Source organism: Aquimixticola soesokkakensis (assembly GCF_900172375.1).
GTDB classification, from domain to species: Bacteria; Pseudomonadota; Alphaproteobacteria; order Rhodobacterales; family Rhodobacteraceae; genus Aquimixticola; species Aquimixticola soesokkakensis.
Map to the genome: position 1 here is coordinate 96341 of NZ_FWFS01000006.1, position 21955 is coordinate 118295.

The window sequence follows — 21955 nt, forward strand, 5'->3', positions numbered from 1 at the left end:
TAGGAGGACCCAAATGAAGACCGCAGAGAAAATTCTGGCATTCTGGCTGGACGAAATCGCACCCGAGTCTTGGTACAAGGGCACGCCGGAGCTGGACGCGGAGATCCGCGCGCGCTTCATGGATGACTATGCGCGCACGGTGGAGGGGGCCAATTCCCTGCTGCTGACCTACGCCTCGGGGGCGCTGGCCTATATCATCCTGCTCGACCAATTCCCGCGCAACATGTTTCGCGGCGAGGCGGGCAGCTTTCGCACGGATCGCATTGCGCTGACGGCGGCCAAAGCGGCGATTGAAAAGGGCTGGGACATGAAAATCGATGCCCCTGCGCGCCAGTTTTTCTACCTGCCGCTGATGCATTCGGAAAACCTGACGGATCAGGACCGCTGCGTGCGCCTCATCGCCAGCCGGATGCCCGCGGAAAAGGATGGGGCCAACCTGCGCCACGCCCAGGCACACCGTGAAATCATCCGCCGTTTTGGCCGCTTTCCCCATCGCAACGCGGCTCTGGGACGCGACAGCACCCCCGCAGAAGTCGCGTTTCTGGCGCAGGGGGGCTATGGCTCCGTGTTGACGGCTCTTGCCGCCTAGGCCCAGCCGCCGCGCGGCCTGAACAGGATTTCAAAACCCCGCTTTGCCTCCCTTGCATCTTGCCGCCTGTTGCGCGCAAGCTATGCAAGGGAGACAGGGCGGGGTTTCGTGTTTCAAGCCCCTTTCACGGGCCTTGGCAATTGCTCCCTTGCCGGGGATAGTTTAATACCAAACCAATTCTGGAGCTGGGAGGAGCCACCATGGCCGAGAACTCTTTTGACGTTGTGATCATCGGTGCGGGACCGGGGGGCTATGTGGCCGCCATTCGCGCAGCGCAGTTGGGCCTGAGCGTCGCCTGCGTCGAGCGCGAAAATCTGGGCGGAATTTGCCTCAATTGGGGCTGCATCCCGACCAAAGCGCTGCTGCGCTCGGCGGATGTTCTGCATTCCATGCACCGCGCCAAGGAATTCGGCCTGTCGGCAGAAAACATCTCCTTTGACCTCGATGCGATCGTGAAGCGCTCGCGCGGCGTTGCAAAACAGATGAACGCAGGCATCAAGGGCTTGTTCAAAAAGAACAAAGTTACCTCCATCATGGGCACAGCCAAGATCGTTGCCAAAGGCAAGGTCGAAGTTGAAGGCACCGATGGCAAGCAAACCCTGACCGGTAAAAACATCATCGTCGCCACCGGCGCGCGTGCCCGCCAGATCCCCGGCCTTGAGGCCGACGGTGACACGGTTTGGGCCTATCGCGAGGCCTTGGTGCCCAAGCGGATGCCCAAGAAACTGCTCGTGATCGGCTCGGGCGCGATTGGCATCGAGTTTGCCAGCTTTTACAACACGTTGGGTGCTGAGACGACCGTCGTTGAAGTCATGGACCGCGTGCTGCCCGTCGAGGACGCCGAAATTTCGGCCTTTGCCAAGAAGCAGTTCGAAAAGCAGGGTATGACGATTTGGGAAAAATCCGGCGTTAAACAACTGGACCGCACCGCAGGCAAAGGCGTTGTCGCCCATATCGAGCGCGGCGGCAAAGTCGAGAAACACGAATTTGACACGGTGATTTCGGCCGTCGGCATCGTCGGCAACACCGAAGGTCTCGGCCTTGAGGAACTTGGTGTCAAAATCGACCGCACCCATGTGGTCACGGATGAATTCTGCCGCACCGGCGTCGAGGGGATCTTTGCCATCGGTGACATCGCGGGCGCGCCCTGGCTGGCCCACAAAGCCTCGCATGAAGGCGTCATGGTTGCCGAGCTGATCGCGGGTCAACACCCCCATCCCATCAAGCCCAACACCATTGCAGGCTGCACCTACTGCCACCCGCAGGTCGCCTCCGTGGGCCTCACCGAAGCCAAAGCCAAAGAGGCCGGTTTCGAGATCAAAGTCGGCAAATTCCCCTTTATCGGCAACGGCAAAGCTGTGGCGATGGGCGAAGCCGAGGGTCTGGTGAAAACCGTGTTCGATGCAAAAACCGGCGAACTTCTGGGCGCGCATATGGTGGGCGCGGAAGTCACCGAAATGATCCAGGGCTATGTGGTTGCGCGCACGCTGGAAACCACGGAAGCCGAGTTGATGGAAACGGTGTTCCCGCACCCGACCATGTCGGAAATGATGCATGAATCCGTGCTGGCCGCCTACGGGCGCGCATTGCACATCTAGAGCGCATATCGCGACATGAGAAGGGCGTCCCAAGCGGGGCGCCCTTTTCGTTTATAGGGGTGCAACCGGGCTAATCATGCCCGTCAGTGTTGAATTTTTGCAAAACAACTTGGCGGTGACGGCTCTTTTCGCGGCGGCTTTCGGGGATATATCAGCGGCAATGACAGGACTGAAAGGCGCGCAAACCCTGTGTCGCCAGAAAGGAAATCCGATGCCTCTTGTAAAACTCGACATGTTCGAAGGGCGCAGCGACGCAGAAATCGAAAGCCTTCTGAACGCGGTTCAGGACTGCGTGGTCGACGCCTTCGGTGTGCCGCCGCGCGACCGTTACCAGATTGTAAATGAACACAAAAAAGGCCGGATGGTGTTCGAGGATACCGGCTTGGGATTTGAACGCAGCGCGGCGCTGATCAACATTCAGGTCTTCACCAGCCCGCGGGCCACGGCCGCCAAACAGCGCTTCATGCGGCTCACTGCCGACCGTCTGGAAACGGAATTCGGCCTCGCGCAAACGGATTTGATGATTTCATTCGTCACCAACACCGATGCGGATTGGAGCTTTGCCAACGGTGAGGCACAATATCTGACGGGGGCGCTGTAATCCGCGCCCCCGGATGGCCCCGCCGGCCTGTCCTTGCCGCCCGTCGCGCGCAGGGGCGGCACCGTGTCAGGCGTTACAAACGGGCCAAGAGTTCTGCCTTTTTGCTGTCAAACTCCGCATCCGTCAGGATGGATTTTGCGTGCAACTGGGCAAGTTTTTCGATCAGCGCGATGATTTCGTCGCTGTCGATGGCCTCCACTTTGGGAGCGGTTGCAGTGGTCGCCCCCACTGGCTGGGGGCTTGGGGCAGTGGTCGCCCCCACTGTCTCTGGGGGTTCCACCTGCGGTGTTTCAGGAGCAGCAAGGGGCGCCGTCGCGGCGGGCGTGACGGCGGGCGTAACGGGGGGCGCAGACGGGCGCGGCGCGCTGGGGCTGACTTCGGGCAAATCCGCTACGCGCACCACGCCCATCTGGCTGGTGAAGGTCAGCGATTGATCCCCGCTTTGCTGTTGCCCGACACCGGAAATCTGATGCGCACCCGTGTCGTAGATTTTGACACGCCCGCCCAGATCGATCGCCAGCCGCTGTGTTTGGGGAAAGACCGCGTAGCGCATGTTGTTTTGCGCACCGCTCGACGAAGGCTGGCCCAATTCCGCAGGCCAGGGCGACAGCGCGCCGCTGATGAACAGGCTGCTGCCCGCGCCGCTTCCCTGGGATTGGCTCTGGACGCTGCCGCTTTGCGGCTCGGGCCGCTCGAACAGGGCATTTTGCGTCACCAGCCCCGCCAGATCGTAGCACAGCGCATCGACCCGCGCCTTGAGGCTGTTGTTGAACATATCGCCTACCATGGTCATGCCGCCAGCGGACCATTGGCCCATGCCGCCCAGCTCCATGATGTTGAATTGCGCCTGCGTGCCGCCACCTGCCACCAGGGCAAAGAGCATCGTCTCGGCGGTTTGCAGGCTGACGCCATGACGCGTCGCGATCTCGGTCAGTTTTCGGGTTCCGTCCGGTGTAAGGCGCGACATGGGGCATTCCGATCTAAGGTCAGGTCAGTGCCTCCTCCCTATCACCGCGCCCGGCCCGCGGCCATGTTTGATTGCGACGCTGCGTCAAACAGGTGCGTTTGCGGCGGCGCAGTTGCGCAACTGCTCAAAGGATAGGTTGAGCATGGCGGTTGCGGCGTTACTGTTAGCGCAATCGCGCCGCTGAGGAAGGCGCGGCCCTGAGGAGGACACAGATGACTTATATTCCCGCCGCCGACCGCTACGAAAAAATGCCCTACCGCCGCGTGGGGCGCTCGGGGTTGAAACTGCCCGCGATTTCTCTGGGGCTGTGGCATAATTTCGGGGACGATACCCCCCATCAGACCAAGCGCGATATCGTGCACACGGCCTTTGACCACGGGATCACCCATTTCGACCTTGCCAACAACTATGGGCCCCCCGCGGGCACTGCAGAAACCGCCTTCGGGGAAATTCTGCGCAGTGATTTTCACGGCCTGCGCGACGAGTTGATCATTTCGTCCAAAGCGGGCTGGGACATGTGGCCCGGTCCCTATGGCAACTTCGGCTCGCGCAAATATCTGATGGCCTCTTGCGACCAGTCGCTCAAGCGGCTCGGCGTCGATTACGTCGATATTTTCTATTCCCACCGGTTTGACCCCGACACGCCGCTTGAGGAAACCATGGGGGCGCTGGATTCCATCGTGCGTCAGGGCAAGGCGCTTTATGTGGGGATTTCGAGCTATAATTCCGAGCGCACGCAACAGGCCGCGGCGATCCTCAAGGATCTTGGCACGCCCTGTTTGATCCACCAGCCCAGCTACAACATGTTTAACCGCTGGCTGGACCGCGACGGGCTTAAGGACACGCTTGACGCGCTTGGCATCGGGTCGATTGCCTTCACGCCACTTGCCCAAGGGATGCTGACGCCGAAATATCTCAAGGGGATCCCCGAAGGCTCGCGCGCGGCGCAGGGCAAATCGCTTGACCCCGATCTGATCACCGAGGGGGCGATCAAACAGCTCAATGCGCTCAATGACATCGCCAAATCGCGCGGCCAGACGCTGGCGCAGATGGCGATTGCGTGGGTGCTGCGTGAGGGGCGCATCACCTCGGCGCTGATCGGCGCGTCCAAAGCCTCCCAGGTCGTTGATTGCGCGGGGGCGGTCGCCAATCTCGAGTTTACCCAAGCCGAACTGACGGCCATCGACGAAAATTCCACCGTGGGTGACATCAACCTTTGGGCGGGGTCGACCGAACACTCGGGCGAGGCGTAAACAATGGCGCAGGCCACAGGGACGCAGGCAACGGGGACGCAGGCAACGGGGACGCAGGCAACGGGGGCGGGGGGCGCAAATGGCCCGCTAAAGTCGCCGCAAACGGCGTGGAAATCGCGGCTGAATGTCTATGATTTTGCGACAGAAACGGTCACCGCCCTGTGGCAAACCCCCGAGCATATCGAGGCGCCCAACTGGGCGCTTGATGGCAGTTTTATCGTCAACGGCGGCGGGCGGATGTATCGCATCGACCCCGCCAATCCCGCGCTTGTGCCGATCGACACGGGCTTTGCCACGCGCTGCAACAACGACCACGGCATTTCGCCCGACGGGCAGAGCCTTGCGATTTCCAACCACACGGTTGTCGGTCAAAGCTGTATCTACGTGTTGCCGCTGGGAGGCGGCGCGCCGCAACAGGTCACGCAAAACACGCCAAGCTGGTTTCACGGCTGGGCGCCCGATGGCAAAAGCGTGACCTATCCAGGCGTGCGCGACGGCCAGTTCGGGGTGTTTACCTGCACGCTGGAGGGGGTTGAAACCTGCCTGATCACCTCGCCCCACCATTACGACGGGGCGGAATTTTCCGCCGATGGCCAGTGGATCTGGTTCAATTCGGATCGTGGCGGCGGGATGGATTTGTGGCGGATTCGTCGCGATGGCAGTGCGCTGGAACAGATGACGCAGGACGACCGCGTGAACTGGTTTGCGCATCCGCGGCCCAAGGGGGAAGGCGGGGGCGAGGGCGCGATCTACCTTGCCTATCCGCCCCAAACGCAGGGGCATCCCGCCGATCTCGAGGTCGAGTTGCGCCTGATTGACGGTCACGGGGCCACGCGCCGCCTGTGCCGTCTGTTTGGCGGACAAGGCACGATCAACGTGGCAAGCTGGTCTGCCGATGGGCGCCGGTTCGCCTTTATGGACTATGCGCGGCCGCAATAGCCGGTTCGGGCGTCGCTTTAACGGGCAAGAAGAACCCACTGATCTGCATTGACATTTTGCCAATCCGTGATCGCACCGTCGGGCCATGTCACGCGCAGTTGCGCCTGCGTGTAGGGGCCAAGACCCACATGCAGCGGCAGGTCGCTGCCGCCCGACAGACCGCCGCCAATCCGGCGCTGGAGGACCTGCGTGCTGCCCGCGCGCACCTCGACCATGGCCCCGACCGCAGAGCGATTGGGCGCAGGCTGGCTGAGGCTGATGCCAAGGAAATGGTTCGCATTGCGCAGGGTGTTGCGATACAGGCCCATCGGCGCATCGCGGTTCAGCACCACCAGATCAAGTTTCCAGTCGCCGTTCAAATCCGCAAGCACCGCACCGCGCCCGTTGGCGACCCTGTCCAATCCCGCGATGGCCGACACGTCCTCCCAGCCCTGCGCGGCCTGCATGTAGAGGCTGTCGGGGTCTTGTTTGGCGGTATCACCGGTCTCGTCGCGATATCCTTTGGAAACAAACACATCCACCCGCCCGTCGTTGTCCACATCCCCCACGGCAGGGGCCCATCCGGTGGTCTGGCCTGCCGCGTTGCGGGCGCGTGATCGCGCTTGGCCAAGCGCGACCTCGGTAAAGCCGCCCAGCGTGGTTTCGAGAATTTTCTGCGCTCCGACGCCGGTTTCCACCAAATCCGCGACCCCGTCGCCCGTCACATCGACCACCGCCAAAGCATGTCCGCCGAGCGGCGCGCTGGCACCGGTGGCAAAGAGGTCGCCCGAGAGCGGGTCGACCATCACATCTTCGCCGTTGCCATCCCCCGAAACGGCCGGATCATCCAGCCAGCGCAGGGCAATCTTGCCGTCGGGCGCGCGCGCAAACGCCATCGAAAGCGCACAGCTCGGGCCGAAAATGTCACTCTGCGCAAAGCCGGTTGCGTCGGGGGTGTAAAGCTGCGCAGGCGCGCATTCCAGGCGCGGCCCCGCATCCCCCCCAAGGCGCATCCCGTTGCCGATGGCCAGGGTCGGGCGGCTGTCGCCCAAGGCCCAATAGGCGGCAAAGCCAAAGCTTGCCTCGGGCGCATTTTCAAGCCCCCAGGCCTGTGTCGCCTCCTCAAAGCCGCAGGCCCCATCGCCCCTGAGAAAGGCGTTCTCGCCGCGGCGCAGCACCGCCAGATCGGTCATCCCGTCGTCGTCGATATCCAGCGCATAGGCCCCGATGACCCCCAGAGCGCTCTCGACCGGCAGCGCGCCCTCCTCGAATGCCAGCGCTCCCAGCGGTTCGGAGCGGTTCACAAACAAGCGGGCAGGGCCCGCGCCGCCCGCCGCAAGGATTTCCGGCAAGCCGTCCCCGTTGCAATCAAACACCGCAAGGCCACCGCCAAGCGCATATTCCATGCCCCCCTCATAGCGATGCGCCAGCGGCAGGCGGTCGCTTTCGTCGTGAAAGCCGCGCGATTGGGCGTGGGTTGCAAGTGGAAGGAGGCCGATCACCACTGCGGTTGTCAAAGAACGGCGAAAGCGGGCCGGAGGGCAGGTATCGATCATGGGGGGCTTGGCCTTTGGGGTCTGTCGCGGTCAGCTTACTGCGCGCCGCCGCCTGAGGAAAGCCGCTTGGGCCAAGACCGCGGCTTGCGCGGGCATCGCAGGGGGTTTTCGCAGCGCGGCGTGTCGCGTACAACCACAGCCATCCGAGTCGCTCTGGTCAAGCCTCGGGCCAGCTTGAACCTTTCGTGCGCAGCCGGGTCTGCGCCGATCAGCCTGAAAAGGAGGCCACCGATGTATATCGGCCTCGACCTTGGAACGTCCGGATTGAAGGGCGTTTTGATCAATGACGACCAATCCATTCTCGCAGATGCCGCCGTGGCGCTCACCAATGAGCGCCCGCAAGAGGGCTGGTCCGAACAGGATCCCGCCCAGTGGATCGACGGCGTCGATGCGGTGATGCGCACGCTGGCGCGCAAGGCGGATCTTTCGGCGGTGCGCGGTATCGGCCTGTCGGGGCATATGCATGGTGCGACGCTGGTCGATGCGCAGGGGGGGGTGCTGCGCCCGTGCATCCTGTGGAACGACACCCGCGCCCATGCCGAAGCCGCCGCCCTTGATGCCGATCCGCAGTTTCGCCGCATCACCGGCAATATTGTCTTTCCCGGATTCACCGCGCCCAAGCTGGTCTGGGTGGCGCGCCACGAGCCGGATATCTTTGCGCGCGTGGCCAAGGTGTTGCTGCCAAAAGACTACCTGCGCCTGCATTTGTGCGGCGAGGCGGTGGCGGAGATGTCGGATGCGGCGGGCACAAGCTGGTTCGATTGCGGCGCGCGTGACTGGTCGCAGGATTTGCTCGCGGCCACGCAATTGCGCCGCGATCAGATGCCGCGCCTTGTGGAAGGTTCCGCCGTCTCGGGCACTCTGCGCGATGCGCTTGCGGTGGCATGGGGCCTGCCCAAAGGTGTCGTGATTGCCGGCGGGGGGGGCGACAATGCCGCCTCGGCCATCGGGGTGGGCGTGGTCAAGGCCGGTCAGGCCTTTGTCAGCCTCGGCACCTCGGGCGTTTTGTTTGCGGCCAACGGCGGCTATCAGCCGGACGCGGCGACGGCAGTGCACACCTTCTGCCATGCGCTGCCCGACACCTGGCACCAGATGGGGGTGATCCTAGCGGCGACGGATGCGCTGAACTGGTACGGGCGGTTCGTCGGGCAGGGCGCGGCGGCGCTGACGGGCAATCTGGGCGCACTGCAGGCGCCCGGAAAGACGCATTTCCTGCCCTATCTTGGCGGCGAGCGCACCCCGCTGAATTCCGCCTCGGCGCGCGGCGCGTTCACGGGGCTGGAACATGTCACCGACACCGCCGCCGGAACCCGCGCGGTGCTGGAGGGGGTTACCTTTGCCATCCGCGACTGTCGCGATGCGCTGGCGGCCACGGGCACGCAGATCGAGCGCTTGCTGGCCGTGGGCGGCGGGTCGCGGTCCGACTACTGGCTGTCCTTGATTGCCACGGCGCTGGACTGTCCGGTGGATTTGCCCGTTGCGGGCGATTTCGGCGGGGCGTTCGGGGCGGCGCGCTTGGGGATGATGGGGGCCACAGGGGCGGGGGCCGAGATCGCCACCCAGCCGGTGATCGCAAAGACGCTCGAGCCGGTGCACGGTTTGAGCGCCGCTTTTGATGCGGGGCATGCCGCCCATCTGAAGGCGCGCAAGGCGATTGCAGCGCTCTAGCGGGCGCATTGTTTTCAATCTGCCCGTTTTTTTGGCAAAGCGGCGCGCAATTGGACAACACTTGCGCGCCGCTTGTCGTCGTGCCTGTCAAACGGGCAAGGCCGTTGCAGCGCGCGGCGCGCTCTGGTGTGAGCAAGAGGAAACTGCCCAAGCGGGACGCCATGGCCGATCCTCTATCTATTATCGTTGTTGAAAAAGACCCCGAGCGCGCGCGCATGGTGGTTGATGCCCTGCGCGAGGCGGGCGAGTTCACGGTTCACGTCATCGCCGAAGAGACGGGATTGGGGCGGCGGATTTCCGAACGCAATCCCGACATCGTGCTGGTCGATCTGACCTCGCCCACCCGCGACATGCTGGAAGAACTTGCGCTTGCCTCCGGGCCGCTGGAGCGTCCGGTGGCGATGTTCGTCGATAAGTCGAGCGATAGCCTGACGAAGGCGGCCATTGAAGCGGGCGTGTCGGCCTATGTCGTGGACGGGTTGCGCGGCGAGCGGATCAAGCCGGTGCTGGATGCCGCCATCGCCCGCTTTCACATGTTCCACCGGATGCGCGCCGAACTGACCGCCACCAAACGCGCGCTCGAAGAACGCAAGGTGATTGACCGCGCCAAGGGCCTGTTGATGAAGGCGCGCGGGATTGACGAGGATGCGGCCTATGCGCTGTTGCGCAAGGCGGCGATGGATCAGGGGCGCAAAGTGGCCGATGTGGCCGAAGCGCTTGTGACAGCGGCGGGGTTACTGGGATGAGCGGCGCGCCTCTTTCTGTGGGCTATGTGGCGCTGGTCGACGCTGCCCCCTATATTATTGCGCATGAATTGGGCTTTGCCGACGAGCAGGGCCTCTCTCTTGAGTTGCAGCGCGCCCCAAGCTGGGCCACCTTGCGCGACTGGTTGGCGATGGGCACCATTTGCGCCGCCCATATGTTGTCGCCCGTGCCGGTTGCCGTGGCCTTGGGGGCAACCCCCGCGTCCGAGCGTCTGGATGCGCTGATGGTCACCTCGGTGAATGGCAATGTCATCGGCGTGCGCAGCGAACTGGCCCAGCAGATGCGCGCGGCGGGACACAGCGTTGATTTCAGCGATGCGCGCGCCGCGGGCGAAGCCCTGATGGCGACAGGCGGACGCCTGCGCGTGGGCGTGCCCTTTCCCTTTTCGATGCATGCCGAACTTGTTTACCACTGGCTTGGCGCGCTCGGTGTGACAACCCCGCAGGGGCTGGACGTGAAAACCGTCCCGCCGCCGCTGATGGCCGATGCCGTGGCGGCAGGGGAAATCGACGCTTTTTGCGTGGGCGCCCCCTGGGGATCGCTTGCGGTGGAAACGGGCGTGGGGGAATTGATCCTGCCAAGCGCGGCCATCTGGTCCTTTGCACCCGAAAAAGTGCTGGCGGTGCGCCATTCCTGGGCCGAGGGCGAGCCGGAGCTGGCCAAACGCCTCATGCGCGCGATTTACAACGCCTGTCGCTGGCTCGCCCTTCCCGAAAACCGCGCCACCGCGGCGGAAATCATGACGCGGGCCGAATATCTCGACCTGCCGGTGGAAATCATCGAGCGCTCGCTGCGGGGGCGCCTGATCATCAACGCCCGCGGCGACGAGCGCGCCTGTGCCAACCACATGTGCTTTCATCGCGGCGCGGCGACCTTTCCGTGGAAAAGCCAGGCCGAATGGATGGCCGCGCGCATCGCGGCGCGCCTTGGGCTGGATCGCGCAAGCGCGATGGCCAAGGCGGCTGAAGTGTTTCGCACCGATCTGTACCGCGCGAATCTGGCAGGGACGGGGGCCGAAATGCCCGCCGCGTCACGCAAGGTCGAGGGCGCTTTGAGCGAGCCTTCGGCGGTTGCCTCCGCTTCGGGGAAGCTGATTCTTGAGCGGGATGCGTTTTTCGACGGCACGGTTTTTGATCCCTCCGCTGCGGAGTGACTAAAAACCGTGCAGTTGACGCCAGCCGAATGCCGCAATTGCGAAAAAGCTGAACCCTGCGTTGACCCGCTCCCCTGCGATGGGGGACGTTGAATTCAAGGACAGCGGCAATGGCGCCGCAGGTTCTGACCGAAATTCCCGATTGAACGGGATCCGAGCAAAGCCGCTCGATCATGACGTAGCATACCCTCTCCTCCCTTGGGTGTTCTGTCTGATCGGCGGCTTTTTTGTTTTTTCGACGTCTCACCACTTCGTAACCGGCGTCACATTTCTGGAGAGTACAGAGACATGAAATCTATCGCAGCACTTTTGGCAGCGTCCACAGTTCTGACATCGGCGGCCTATGCAGAGATGCTGGACGTTGAGAAAGACGAGCTGAAATTCGGCTTCATCAAACTCACCGATATGGCGCCGCTGGCTGTCGCATATGAAAACGGCTATTTCGAGGACGAGGGTCTGTTCGTCACGCTGGAAGCGCAAGCCAACTGGAAAGTGCTGCTGGACGGGGTCATCGACGGGACGCTGGACGGTGCGCATATGCTGGCCGGCCAGCCCATCGCGGCGACCATCGGTTACGGCACCGAAGCCCATATCGTGACGCCCTTCTCGATGGATCTCAACGGCAACGGCATCACCGTTTCCAACGAAATCTGGGACGAAATGCAGCCCTACGTCGAGCGCGGTGAAGATGATCTTCCGATCCACCCGATTTCGGCCGCCTCCTTGAAGCCGGTCGTCGATCAGTACCGCGCCGAGGGCAAGCCCTTCAACATGGGCATGGTTTTCCCCGTCTCCACCCACAACTACGAGCTGCGCTACTGGCTCGCGGCGGGCGGGATCAACCCGGGCCTCTATTCCCCCGAGGATGTGTCGGGCCAGATCGGTGCCGAGGCGCTGTTGTCCGTGACCCCGCCGCCCCAGATGCCCGCGACAATGGAAGCCGGAACCATCTATGGCTACTCCGTGGGCGAGCCGTGGAACCAGGCAGCGGTGTTCAAAGGCATCGGCGTGCCGGTGGTGACCGATTATGAAATCTGGAAGAACAACCCCGAGAAAGTCTTTGGGATCACCGCGCAATTTGCCGAGGAATACCCCCAGACCACGCTCGCCATCACCAAAGCGCTGATCCGCGCCGCGATGTGGCTGGATGCCGATGACAACGCCAACCGGGAAGAGGCCGTGCAGATCCTCAGCCAGTCCCAATATGTGGGCGCGGATGCGGAAGTGATCGCCAACTCCATGACCGGCACCTTCGAGTACGAAAAAGGCGACAAGCGCGACGTTCCCGACTTCAACGTGTTCTTCCGCTACAACGCCACCTATCCCTACTACTCGGACGCGGTGTGGTATCTCACCCAGATGCGCCGCTGGGGTCAGGTCGCAGAGGCCCAGCCCGATAGCTGGTACGATGAGGTCGCAAAATCGGTCTACAAGCCGGAAATCTACCTCGAAGCCGCGCGTATGCTGGTGGATGAGGGCCTCGCGGATGAAGCCGATTTCCCCTTTGACAGCGATGGCTACCGCGCGCCCACTCCGGCGGGCGACATCATCGACGGGATTGCCTACGACGGTCGCACGCCCAACGCCTATATCGACAGCCTGCCGTTCGGCCTGAAGGGCGAGCAAATCGTCGAAGGCTCTGAAGTCAAAGGCTGATCTTTCACACGCCACCTTCACGTCCCGCAGGTTTTGACGCCTGCGGGACGCCCCTTGTTCAACCGGACATCGATCCCTCAAACGCACCAAGACCGAGGCAGATACCATGACCACCATCGACCCAGATTTTGCCGCCAAGGCAGACCGCGACGCGCGCCGTGCGCGCCGCTTCACCCGTATCAACAAGGCAGACAGCTGGCTCACCGTTCTGGGGCTGGCATGGGTCACCCCGATCCTGCGCGCTGCCGCCGGTGACAATCCGCGCGCTCAGGCCAAAGAGGTCTGGCAGCTTTTGGGTGTGCCGCTTTTGGCGATTGCCGTTTTTATGATGCTCTGGGCCTCACTGGCGCCGCGCGTTCAGACCTCGCTGGGGGCGATCCCCGGACCCAAACAGGTGTGGGAGCAGGTGATCGTCCTCAACGATGCGCATTTTGCCGAAAAGGACAAGGCAGCGGCCTTTTACCAGCGTCAGGATGATCGCAACGCCAAGCTGATCGCAGATGGTCAGGCCGATAAAGTCCGCGAGCGCGTCTACACCGGTCAGGCGACCTACTACCAGCAGATCTGGACCTCGATCAAAACGGTCTTTGCCGGCTTCTTGCTGGGGACGATCATCGCGGTGCCGCTGGGCATCGTGGCGGGTCTGTCCAAAACCGCCAATGCCGCCATGAACCCGTTGATCCAGATTTTCAAACCGGTCTCGCCGCTGGCATGGTTGCCCATTGTGACCATGGTCGTTTCGGCCACCGTGTCCAACGACGGGACATTTTCCAAATCCTTCATCACCTCGGCCATCACAGTGACGCTCTGCTCGCTCTGGCCCACCATTATCAACACAGCCCTTGGCGTGGCCTCCATCGACAAGGATCTGGTCAACGTGGGCAAGGTGCTGAAACTGTCCACCTTCACCAAGATCACCAAACTGGTGCTGCCCTCGGCGCTGCCGCTGATCTTTACCGGCCTGCGTTTGTCGCTTGGTGTGGGCTGGATGGTGCTGATCGCCGCGGAAATGCTCGCGCAGAACCCCGGTTTGGGCAAATTCGTCTGGGATGAATTCCAGAACGGGTCGTCCGACAGCCTCGCGCGCATCATGGTTGCTGTGTTCACCATCGGCATCATCGGCTTCGTCCTCGACCGTCTGATGTTCGCGATCCAGAACTTCTTTACCTTCTCTGCAAACCGCTAAGGGGGTAAAGATCATGGGTATCATCGAATTCAAGAATGTTTCCAAAGGCTTCGGCTCCGGTCTTGAGCGCACCGATGTGCTGCACAACATCGACCTCGATGTCAAAGAAGGCGAATTCGTCGCCATCCTCGGCTTTTCCGGTTCGGGCAAGTCGACGCTGATGAACCTGATGGCGGGGCTTTATGGCCCCGACGCAGGGACCGTCACCTTTAAAGGCAAGCCGATTGAAGGCCCCAGCCCCGAGCGTGGCCTGGTGTTCCAATCCTACTCGCTGATGCCCTGGCTGACGGTGCAGGGCAATGTCGCACTGGCGGTGGATACGGTCCACAAGGACAAATCCAAAGCCGAGCGCGCGGCGCTGGTGTCCAAATATATCGCCATGGTCGGTCTGCCCCATGCGGCGCACCGCCGCCCGGCCGAACTGTCGGGGGGGATGCGCCAGCGGGTGTCGGTGGCGCGCGCCCTGGCGATGGACCCCGAAGTGATGCTGCTGGACGAGCCGCTGTCCGCGCTGGACGCGCTCACGCGGGCCAATCTTGCCGATGAAATCCTCGATATCTGGGAACAGGACAAAAAGACCTGCATTCTGATCACCAACGATGTGGACGAGGCCATTTTGCTGGCCGACCGCATCATCCCGCTCAATCCCGACGGCACTTTGGGCGAGGCGGTGAGTGTCAACATCCCCCGTCCGCGCGACCGTATGGCGATGAACAACGATGACGGTTTCAAAGCCCTGCGCGCCTCGGTCACCAAATATCTGATGGATGTGGGCGTGAACGCCAAATCCGAGGAAACCCGCACCCTGCCGGGGATCAAACCCAAACACGCGATTCCCGCGGCGGTCGAACGGGCGATGGAAGGCGGGATCGAGGAACGCTATCTCGACTACTCGCAACTGCATAAAATCTACCCCACGCCCAAGGGGCCGCTGACGGTGGTCGAGGACTTCAACCTCAAGCTCAAGAAGGGCGAATTCGTTTCGCTCATCGGGCACTCGGGCTGCGGCAAATCCACCGTGCTCACCATGACGGCGGGTCTGAACGACATTTCCAAAGGTGTTATCAAACTGGATGGCTACGAGGTGCGCGGCGCGGACCCCGAGCGGGCCGTGGTGTTCCAGTCGCCCTCTTTGTTTCCGTGGCTTTCCGCAAAGGAGAATGTGTCCATTGGCGTCGATCGTGTCTATCCCACAGCCTCCCAAGCCGAGCGGCAGGATGTCGTTGAATATTATCTGGAACGGGTCGGTCTTGCTGACTCTATGGATAAGCCCGCGTCCTCGATGTCCAACGGGATGAAGCAGCGGGTGGGGATCGCGCGTGCCTTCGCGCTGTCGCCCAAGCTGTTGCTGCTCGACGAGCCCTTCGGGATGCTCGACAGCCTCACGCGCTGGGAGTTGCAAGAGGTGCTGATGGAAGTCTGGTCGCGCACCAAGGTCACGGCCGTTTGCGTGACCCACGACGTGGATGAGGCCATTTTGCTGGCCGACCGCGTGGTGATGATGACCAACGGGCCACAGGCCACCATCGGCAAGATCACCGATGTGAACCTGCCGCGCCCGCGCACCCGCAAGGCGCTGCTCGAACATCCGGACTACTACCACTACCGCCAAGAGGTGCTTGATTTCCTAGAGGAATACGAACACGGCGCCAAGCCCAAGAAACCCGCCAAACCGATTGCGGCGGAGTAACCCGTGGTCCGGCGTCTTGTCATCATCGGCGCGGGCATGGCCACGGGGCGTCTGTTGGAGCGGCTGCTTGAGGCCGCGCCGCAGACCTTCGAGGTCACGCTGTTCAACGCCGAGCCGCGCGGCACCTACAACCGCTTGATGCTGTCGCCGGTGCTGGCGGGGGAAAAGGCCTTTGCCGATATCATGACCCACGGGCCGGACTGGTACAGCGCGCGCGGGGTCACCTGCCGCTTTGGCGAGCGGGTCACGGCCATCGATACCGACGCGAGGTTGGTGAGCGGCGAACAGGGGTCGGTGCCCTACGACGATCTGGTGATTGCCACCGGGTCGACCCCCTTCATCGTCCCGCTTCCCGGTGCCGGTCTGGAGGGCGTGATGGCCTACCGCGATGTCGAGGACACTCAGCGGATGATCGACCTTGGCGCGGTTGCGGGCAAACGTGCGGTGGTCATCGGCGGCGGTGTGCTGGGCCTGGAAGCGGCGGCGGGCATGGCCGAGCGCGGCGTCGATGTGACCGTCATCCACAATGCGGGCCACCCGATGAACCGCCAGCTGGACGCCGAGGCGGGGGGGCTTCTGGCCAAAGCGCTTGAGGCGCGCGGCATCACCCTGTGCCTTGGGGCCGCGTCGCAGGAAATTCTGGGCGACAGTGCGGGGCATGTGCGCGCCTTGCAACTGGCGGACGGGCGCGAGATCCCTTGCGATCTGCTGGTCATGGCTGTGGGCATCCGCCCTGCCACCGATCTGGCGCGCGCCGCCGGTCTTGAGGTGAACCGCGGGGTGGTGGTGGATGCGCAGATGCGCAGCAGCGCGCCCGACGTCTACGCCTTGGGCGAATGTACCGAATTCGAGGGCACGCTCTTTGGGCTTGTCGCGCCGCTCTATGATCAGGCGGCGGTGCTGGCGCAGGTTCTGCAGGGGCAGGAGGCCGCCTTCCGGATCACCGAGCTTGCCACCAAGCTGAAAGTCACCGGCTGCGATCTGTTTTCGGCGGGGGATTTTTCCGAAGGCCTTGGGCGCGAGAACATCGTTTTCCGCGATCCGGCGCGCGGGCACTACAAACGCCTCGTGATCGAGGCGGGACAGCTGATTGGCGCTGTCATGTATGGCGATACCGCCGACAGCGCATGGCTATACGATATCATTCTTGAGGGGCGCGACATTTGCGAGATGCGCGATGTGCTGATGTTTGGCCCCGCATTTGAAGGCGCGGCACCGCTGGACGCTTATGGCGGGCGCTGCTCGCTGACCGCTTGATGCGAAAGGGCACAGATATGACCAGTTTGAGCGAGGGACACATCGACCGATCCCCGCGCAAAGGTGCAGGTGGTGGTGCGTCCACCTGCACCACTTGCCCCTATTGTGGCGTCGGCTGCGGCGTGATTGCGACCCCCGATTTCACCGCCCCCACGCCGCGCGTGGAGATAGCGGGCGACACCGACCACCCCGCCAACTTCGGCCGTCTGTGCGTCAAGGGCATGGCCTTGGGCGAGACCGTCTCGACCGAGGGACGGCTCCTGCACCCGCAGGTCTACGGGCAAAAGGCGGGCTGGTCGCAAACCCTTGATCTGGTGGCAAGCCGCTTTGCCAAGACCATCGAGAAACACGGGCCGGACTCGGTCGCGCTCTATGTTTCGGGCCAATTGCTGAGCGAGGATTACTACGTCGCCAACAAGCTGATGAAGGGGTTCGTCGGCTCGGCCAATATCGACACCAATTCGCGGCTCTGCATGGCGTCCTCTGTGGCGGGCCACAAGCGCGCCTTTGGCACCGACACCGTGCCGGGCACCTATGAGGACCTCGAAGAGGCCGATCTGGTCGTCCTGACAGGGTCGAACCTCGCGTGGTGCCATCCGGTGCTCTATCAACGCATTGCCGCCGCCAAGGCCGCGCGCCCGACGATGCGCGTGGTCAACATCGACCCGCGCCGCACAGCCACCTGCGATCTGTCGGATTTGCATCTGCCGCTTGCGCCCGGGTCCGATGTGGCGCTCTTCAACGGTCTGCTCGCCGCCATCGCCAAATCCGGCGCTGTGGATGACAGCTTTGTCGAGACCCATGTCAACGGGTTCGATGCGGCACTTGCAGCGGCCCAGGCCGTGGACCTGTCGGTGTGCGACCTTGATGCCGGCGATATTGCCACATTTTTTGACTGGTTCTGCAGCACCGAAAAAACCGTCACCGTCTATTCGCAAGGCGTGAACCAATCCTCGGCAGGGGCGGATAAAGTGAACGCCATCCTCAACTGCCACCTTGCCACAGGGCGCATCGGGCGCGCCGGAATGGGGCCGTTTTCCGTCACCGGACAGCCCAATGCCATGGGCGGGCGCGAAGTCGGCGGGCTTGCCAATATGCTGGCCTGCCATCTTGATCTCGAAAACGCCAACCACCGCGACGCGGTGCAGGGGTTCTGGAACGCCCCCGTCATGGCCGATAAAGCCGGCCTGAAGGCGGTGGATATGTTCGAGGCGGTGGGCAGCGGCAAGATCAAGGCGATCTGGATCATCTGCACCAATCCCGTTGTCTCCATGCCCGACGCCGATGCGGTGAAAGCCGCGCTGGAGGGCTGCGATTTCGTCGTCGTTTCCGACATGTATGCCACCACCGATACCGCCAGACTGGCGCATGTGGTGTTGCCCGCAACGGGCTGGGGCGAAAAGGACGGCACCGTCACCAATTCCGAGCGCCGCATCTCGCGCCAGCGCGCCTTCCTGCCAAGCGCGGGCGAGTCGCGCCATGACTGGGACATCCTGTCGGATGTGGCGCGGCGCATGGGGTTTTCGGGCTTTGAATACGAACGCCCCGTCGATATTTTCCGCGAATACGCGGCGCTGTCGGGGCTGGCGGCGCATCTGGGGCGCGATTTCGACATTTCCGGCCTGAAGGATATCACCGATGCCGAATATGAGGCGCTGCAACCGGTGCAATGGCCCGTGTCTACGGTGAAAACCGGCGGGCGGTTTTTCGGGCAGGGCGGCTTTTTCACCGAGGATGGCCGCGCCAGAATGCTGCCGGTCACGCATCGCCCGCCGCAAGGCAAACGCGCGCGCAAATATCCCATGTGGCTGAACACGGGCCGTGTGCGCGACCATTGGCACACGATGACGCGCACGGCGCTGTCGGCGCGCCTTGGCGGGCATCTGGCCGAACCTTTCCTCGAAATCCATCCCGTGGATGCAAAGGCTTTGGGCCTCAAACCCGCAAGCCTGGCCGATGTCACCAGCCCGCGCGGCACGGCGACCCTGCGGGTGCTGGTCACGGACCGGCTGCGCCAGGGCGAGGTCTTTGCCCCGATGCACTGGACGGGCGAAACCGCGCCCACGGGGCGTATCGACGCGCTGGTCGCACCCATCGTCGATCCGGTGTCCGGCCAACCCGAAAGCAAGGCCACGCCGGTGCGTGTCAGCCCCCATAGCGCGGCATGGTACGGGTTTGCCGTCTCGGTGCACGAGCCCCAGGCCGGCACGCGCTATTGGGCCAAGGCCCGCGCGCAGACCGGTTGGCGCATCGAACTGGCCGATGACAAAGAGCCTGCGGACTGGCTGCGCTTTGCGGCGCGCCTGCTCGACCTCGACCCCGACAGCTGCGAGGCGCTCACGCTGTTTGACGATGCCTCGGGTCTGTGGCGCGTCGCGTTCTTGCGCGACGGGGTGTTGGCAGGAGCGCTTTTTGCCGCGCGCGATCCGGTGGCTGTGGCGCGCGCCCATGTGGTGGGGCAACTCGACCAGCCCAGCGGCCCGCCGATCCTTGCGGGGCGACCGGGGGCCGATATGCCCGACCCCGGCGCGACGATCTGTTCGTGCTTCAACGTTGGAATCAATACCATTGTGAGCGCGATCGAGGCGCAGGGTCTTGCGTCCGTGGATGCCATCGGGGTAGCTCTGAAGGCAGGGACGAACTGCGGTTCGTGCCGTCCTGAGTTGCAGGCGTTGCTAAGCACCAGCGCCAAGAAAGAGGCCGCGGAATAATATGACACTCGCCCCCTTCGTTCGGGCCATGGGACGTGGCCCCGGACGGGCGCGTTCGCTGACGCAAGAAGAAGCCCGCGAGGCTTTTTCCCTGATTCTGTCCGGCGAGGCCGACCCCCATGCGGTCGGCGCGCTGTTGATGTTGATGCGCTATCGTGGCGAGGTTCCGGCGGAAATTGCAGGGTTCGTGCAGGCGCTGCGCGACACCTTGCCCGAGTGGACCGGCCCGCGCCCCGCGCTGGACTGGCCGTCCTATGCGGCGGGGCGCACGCGCGGGTTGCCGTGGTTCTTGCTGTCGGCCAAACTGGTCGCCAAAGCGGGTCATCCGGTGCTGATCCACGGCTGGAATTCCCATCAGGACGTGAGCGCGAGCGTGCGCGAAGCCCTGCCGTTTGCCGGTATCACACAAGCGCGCAGCCTGATGGAAGCGGCGCATTTGCTGGACATGCACAACATCGCCTATCTGCCGCTCGAATGCATTTCCGAGCGGGCTTTGGAACTTGTGAAGTTGCGCGAAGTTTTTCAGCTAAGGTCTTGTGTAAACACTGTTTTGCGGGTGATGAATCCCGCGCAGGCCGAGGCGGCCGTGCAGGGCGTGTTCCATCCGCCCTACCGTGAATTGCAGGCGGAAACGGGCAAGCTGTTGGGGCAGAAAAACCTGACCATCATCAAGGGCGGCGGCGGCGAATTCGAACGCCATCCAGCCAAGGACATCGCCCTTTACGGGCTGCGCGGCGGGGTCGACTGGATGCCCACCCATCCGCCCTTGCTGGAGGAAACCCGCCGGCTGGCCGAGGACGATCACCCGCGCGAGGCCTTGGCGGATTTGTGGTCGGGCAAACTGGCGGATCCCTTCGCACAGGCGGTTGTGATCGGCACGGCGGCGCTTGCGCTGGACACTTTGGGTGTAAGCGAGCCGCTGGCCGTCGCGCGCGTGCTGTGGGAGGGCCGCGCGTGAAGTTCTTTCCGATGTTTCTGCGCATGGCGGACCGCGATGTTCTGATCGCGGGCGGCGGCGAACAGGCCGCGCAAAAGACGCGTCTGATGCTGAAAACCGAAGCGCGCATCACCGTCCATGCCGCTCAAATCGACGACGAACTGGCGGCTTTGGTGGCCGAGGGCAAGCTGTCCCACGCCACGGGGCCCCTCACCCCCGACAGCTTCAAAGGCAAGGCGCTGGTGTTCATTGGCACCGGATCGCCCGCTGCAGACGCCTGTCTGGCCGATCTTGCAGCGCTTGCGGGAGCGCTGGTGAATGTGGTGGACCGCCCTGACCTGTGCGAGGCGACGACGCCCTCGCTGGTGGACCGCGATCCGTTGGTGGTGGCCATCGGCACAGAAGGGGCCGCGCCCGTTCTGGCACGGGCGGTCAAAACGCGGCTTGAGGAATTGCTGGAACCGCGACTGGGCGAAATGGTCGGCTTTGCGGGGCGGATGCGCGACGCGGTGGCGCGCAGCATCCCCAAGGAGAACCGGCGCGAATTCTGGCGCTGGACCTTCAACGATGCGCCGCGCCGCCTGTTCGCGCGCGGAGCCGAACGCGAGGCCTTCGACCTGATCAAACAGGCGATCCATGAGGGTCGCGTGCCGACAGAAACGGGGCGCGGCTCCATCGCGCTTGTCGGTGCCGGCCCTGGGGCGCGCGACCTGCTGACGCTGCGCGCGGTGGCACGTCTGCAAGAGGCGGATGTGATTTTCTACGACCGTCTGGTTGATCCCGATGTGCTGGAACTGGCGCGCCGCGACGCCGAACGGGTGTTCGTGGGCAAGGTCGTGGGCGCCCACGAGTGGCCTCAGGACCGGATCAACGAGATCATCGTGGAAACGGCGCTGGCGGGACAAAAGGTTGTGCGGCTCAAATCCGGCGATCCGGCGATTTTCGCGCGCACGGGCGAGGAACTGGACGCGGCGGCGGCGGCGGGGGTGCCTTGCGAAATCGTGTCAGGCATCACGGCGGCGTCGGCTGCGGCGGCCGCGATGAACCGCCCGCTCACCGAGCGCGGCGTGACCGACCGCGTGACCTTCGCCACCGGCACCCTCAAGCCGGGGACGGGAGAGCCCGATTGGGCCAGCCTTGCCAAACCCGGCACGGTTCTGGCGCTTTACATGGCGGTGCATACCTCTGACAAAGTACGCGAAAACCTTTTGGCACAAGGGGTTGCGGGGGATGTGCCGGTGGATGTCGTCGCCCATGCCACCACGCGGCGCGAGATCCAGATATCGACAACCGTGGCCGCGCTGCCCGAAGCCTTGGCGGCTGCAAACATCACGTCCCAAGCGATTCTGTTGATCCGCGTGCCCAAAAACGCTTAGCAAGAACGGCGAGATGGCGCGCGCGGGCGCGCACCATCTGTGTTTTGACCAGTTATGGGACCTGTGTTTTGGCG

General features: G+C 63.4%; 17 protein-coding genes. 15 read left to right on the forward strand and 2 right to left on the reverse strand.

Features of this window, described 5'->3' with window-relative positions:
- The first annotated feature begins 13 nt into the window (after positions 1 to 13).
- The 3 genes from AQS8620_RS08900 (at position 14) to AQS8620_RS08910 (ending at position 2788) form a co-directional block, all read left to right on the forward strand.
- Positions 14 to 589, forward strand: coding sequence for a DUF924 family protein (locus AQS8620_RS08900; RefSeq protein ID WP_085836510.1), 576 nt, complete (start codon positions 14 to 16; stop codon positions 587 to 589).
- A gap of 200 nt (positions 590 to 789) precedes the next feature.
- The gene (lpdA, locus tag AQS8620_RS08905; RefSeq protein ID WP_085836511.1) at positions 790 to 2187 is read left to right on the forward strand and encodes a dihydrolipoyl dehydrogenase; all 1398 of its coding nucleotides are present in this window, start codon (positions 790 to 792) and stop codon (positions 2185 to 2187) included.
- Positions 2188 to 2398: 211 nt separating this feature from the next.
- Positions 2399 to 2788 carry a tautomerase family protein gene (locus AQS8620_RS08910; RefSeq protein WP_085836637.1) on the forward strand — a complete coding sequence of 130 codons (390 nt, stop codon included), beginning with the start codon at positions 2399 to 2401 and terminating at the stop codon, positions 2786 to 2788.
- Positions 2789 to 2861: 73 nt separating this feature from the next.
- On the opposite strand, the gene AQS8620_RS08915 is transcribed toward AQS8620_RS08910, so the two are convergent.
- Positions 2862 to 3755 carry an SHOCT domain-containing protein gene (locus AQS8620_RS08915; protein WP_085836512.1) on the reverse strand — a complete coding sequence of 298 codons (894 nt, stop codon included), beginning with the start codon at positions 3753 to 3755 and terminating at the stop codon, positions 2862 to 2864.
- Positions 3756 to 3967: 212 nt separating this feature from the next.
- Between AQS8620_RS08915 and mgrA the strand changes: the two genes are divergently transcribed.
- Positions 3968 to 5008 carry an L-glyceraldehyde 3-phosphate reductase gene (gene mgrA / locus AQS8620_RS08920; RefSeq protein ID WP_085836513.1) on the forward strand — a complete coding sequence of 347 codons (1041 nt, stop codon included), beginning with the start codon at positions 3968 to 3970 and terminating at the stop codon, positions 5006 to 5008.
- Positions 5009 to 5011: 3 nt separating this feature from the next.
- Complete coding sequence (locus AQS8620_RS08925) at positions 5012 to 5947, forward strand: TolB family protein (RefSeq protein ID WP_085836514.1); 936 nt, start codon at positions 5012 to 5014, stop codon at positions 5945 to 5947.
- Between the two features lie 17 nt (positions 5948 to 5964).
- Here AQS8620_RS08925 and AQS8620_RS08930 read toward each other — a convergent pair whose 3' ends face one another.
- Positions 5965 to 7482 carry a CRTAC1 family protein gene (locus tag AQS8620_RS08930; protein ID WP_085836515.1) on the reverse strand — a complete coding sequence of 506 codons (1518 nt, stop codon included), beginning with the start codon at positions 7480 to 7482 and terminating at the stop codon, positions 5965 to 5967.
- A 231-nt stretch (positions 7483 to 7713) separates the two neighbouring features.
- Between AQS8620_RS08930 and xylB the strand changes: the two genes are divergently transcribed.
- From xylB to cysG, 10 genes are all read left to right on the forward strand, one after another.
- Complete coding sequence (gene xylB / locus AQS8620_RS08935) at positions 7714 to 9150, forward strand: xylulokinase (RefSeq protein WP_085836516.1); 1437 nt, start codon at positions 7714 to 7716, stop codon at positions 9148 to 9150.
- A 161-nt stretch (positions 9151 to 9311) separates the two neighbouring features.
- Positions 9312 to 9896, forward strand: coding sequence for an ANTAR domain-containing response regulator (locus AQS8620_RS08940; RefSeq protein WP_085836638.1), 585 nt, complete (start codon positions 9312 to 9314; stop codon positions 9894 to 9896).
- Positions 9893 to 11068 (forward strand): CmpA/NrtA family ABC transporter substrate-binding protein, encoded by a 1176-nt coding sequence (locus tag AQS8620_RS08945; RefSeq protein ID WP_085836517.1) that lies wholly within the window; start codon positions 9893 to 9895, stop codon positions 11066 to 11068. Before AQS8620_RS08940 ends, AQS8620_RS08945 begins: the two co-directional genes overlap by 4 nt.
- Before the next feature lie 288 nt (positions 11069 to 11356).
- On the forward strand, positions 11357 to 12724 hold the full coding sequence (locus AQS8620_RS08950) for a CmpA/NrtA family ABC transporter substrate-binding protein (RefSeq protein ID WP_085836518.1): 1368 nt from the start codon (positions 11357 to 11359) through the stop codon (positions 12722 to 12724).
- Between the two features lie 106 nt (positions 12725 to 12830).
- The gene (locus AQS8620_RS08955; RefSeq protein ID WP_085836519.1) at positions 12831 to 13910 is read left to right on the forward strand and encodes an ABC transporter permease; all 1080 of its coding nucleotides are present in this window, start codon (positions 12831 to 12833) and stop codon (positions 13908 to 13910) included.
- Between the two features lie 13 nt (positions 13911 to 13923).
- A complete protein-coding gene (locus AQS8620_RS08960) occupies positions 13924 to 15600 on the forward strand; it encodes an ABC transporter ATP-binding protein (protein WP_085836520.1) in 1677 nt (558 codons plus the stop codon).
- 3 nt (positions 15601 to 15603) lie between these two features.
- A complete protein-coding gene (locus AQS8620_RS08965) occupies positions 15604 to 16857 on the forward strand; it encodes an NAD(P)/FAD-dependent oxidoreductase (protein ID WP_085836521.1) in 1254 nt (417 codons plus the stop codon).
- A gap of 17 nt (positions 16858 to 16874) precedes the next feature.
- Positions 16875 to 19568, forward strand: coding sequence for a nitrate reductase (locus tag AQS8620_RS08970; protein ID WP_085836639.1), 2694 nt, complete (start codon positions 16875 to 16877; stop codon positions 19566 to 19568).
- A gap of 1 nt (position 19569) precedes the next feature.
- On the forward strand, positions 19570 to 20526 hold the full coding sequence (locus tag AQS8620_RS08975) for a glycosyl transferase family protein (RefSeq protein ID WP_085836522.1): 957 nt from the start codon (positions 19570 to 19572) through the stop codon (positions 20524 to 20526).
- Positions 20523 to 21881 carry a siroheme synthase CysG gene (gene cysG / locus AQS8620_RS08980; protein ID WP_143267487.1) on the forward strand — a complete coding sequence of 453 codons (1359 nt, stop codon included), beginning with the start codon at positions 20523 to 20525 and terminating at the stop codon, positions 21879 to 21881. The genes AQS8620_RS08975 and cysG overlap by 4 nt, the downstream gene beginning before the upstream one ends.
- Positions 21882 to 21955: the final 74 nt, after the last annotated feature.

Coding starts and splice junctions, on each gene's coding strand:
- xylB (WP_085836516.1), top strand. CDS start 7,714: ATGTATATCGGCCTCGACCTTGGAACGTCCGGATTGAAGGGCGTTTTG.
- mgrA (WP_085836513.1), top strand. CDS start 3,968: ATGACTTATATTCCCGCCGCCGACCGCTACGAAAAAATGCCCTACCGC.
- AQS8620_RS08930 (WP_085836515.1), bottom strand. CDS start 7,482: ATGATCGATACCTGCCCTCCGGCCCGCTTTCGCCGTTCTTTGACAACC.
- AQS8620_RS08910 (WP_085836637.1), top strand. CDS start 2,399: ATGCCTCTTGTAAAACTCGACATGTTCGAAGGGCGCAGCGACGCAGAA.
- AQS8620_RS08925 (WP_085836514.1), top strand. CDS start 5,012: ATGGCGCAGGCCACAGGGACGCAGGCAACGGGGACGCAGGCAACGGGG.
- AQS8620_RS08945 (WP_085836517.1), top strand. CDS start 9,893: ATGAGCGGCGCGCCTCTTTCTGTGGGCTATGTGGCGCTGGTCGACGCT.
- AQS8620_RS08975 (WP_085836522.1), top strand. CDS start 19,570: ATGACACTCGCCCCCTTCGTTCGGGCCATGGGACGTGGCCCCGGACGG.
- AQS8620_RS08940 (WP_085836638.1), top strand. CDS start 9,312: ATGGCCGATCCTCTATCTATTATCGTTGTTGAAAAAGACCCCGAGCGC.
- AQS8620_RS08900 (WP_085836510.1), top strand. CDS start 14: ATGAAGACCGCAGAGAAAATTCTGGCATTCTGGCTGGACGAAATCGCA.
- lpdA (WP_085836511.1), top strand. CDS start 790: ATGGCCGAGAACTCTTTTGACGTTGTGATCATCGGTGCGGGACCGGGG.
- AQS8620_RS08950 (WP_085836518.1), top strand. CDS start 11,357: ATGAAATCTATCGCAGCACTTTTGGCAGCGTCCACAGTTCTGACATCG.
- AQS8620_RS08960 (WP_085836520.1), top strand. CDS start 13,924: ATGGGTATCATCGAATTCAAGAATGTTTCCAAAGGCTTCGGCTCCGGT.
- AQS8620_RS08915 (WP_085836512.1), bottom strand. CDS start 3,755: ATGTCGCGCCTTACACCGGACGGAACCCGAAAACTGACCGAGATCGCG.
- AQS8620_RS08955 (WP_085836519.1), top strand. CDS start 12,831: ATGACCACCATCGACCCAGATTTTGCCGCCAAGGCAGACCGCGACGCG.
- AQS8620_RS08970 (WP_085836639.1), top strand. CDS start 16,875: ATGACCAGTTTGAGCGAGGGACACATCGACCGATCCCCGCGCAAAGGT.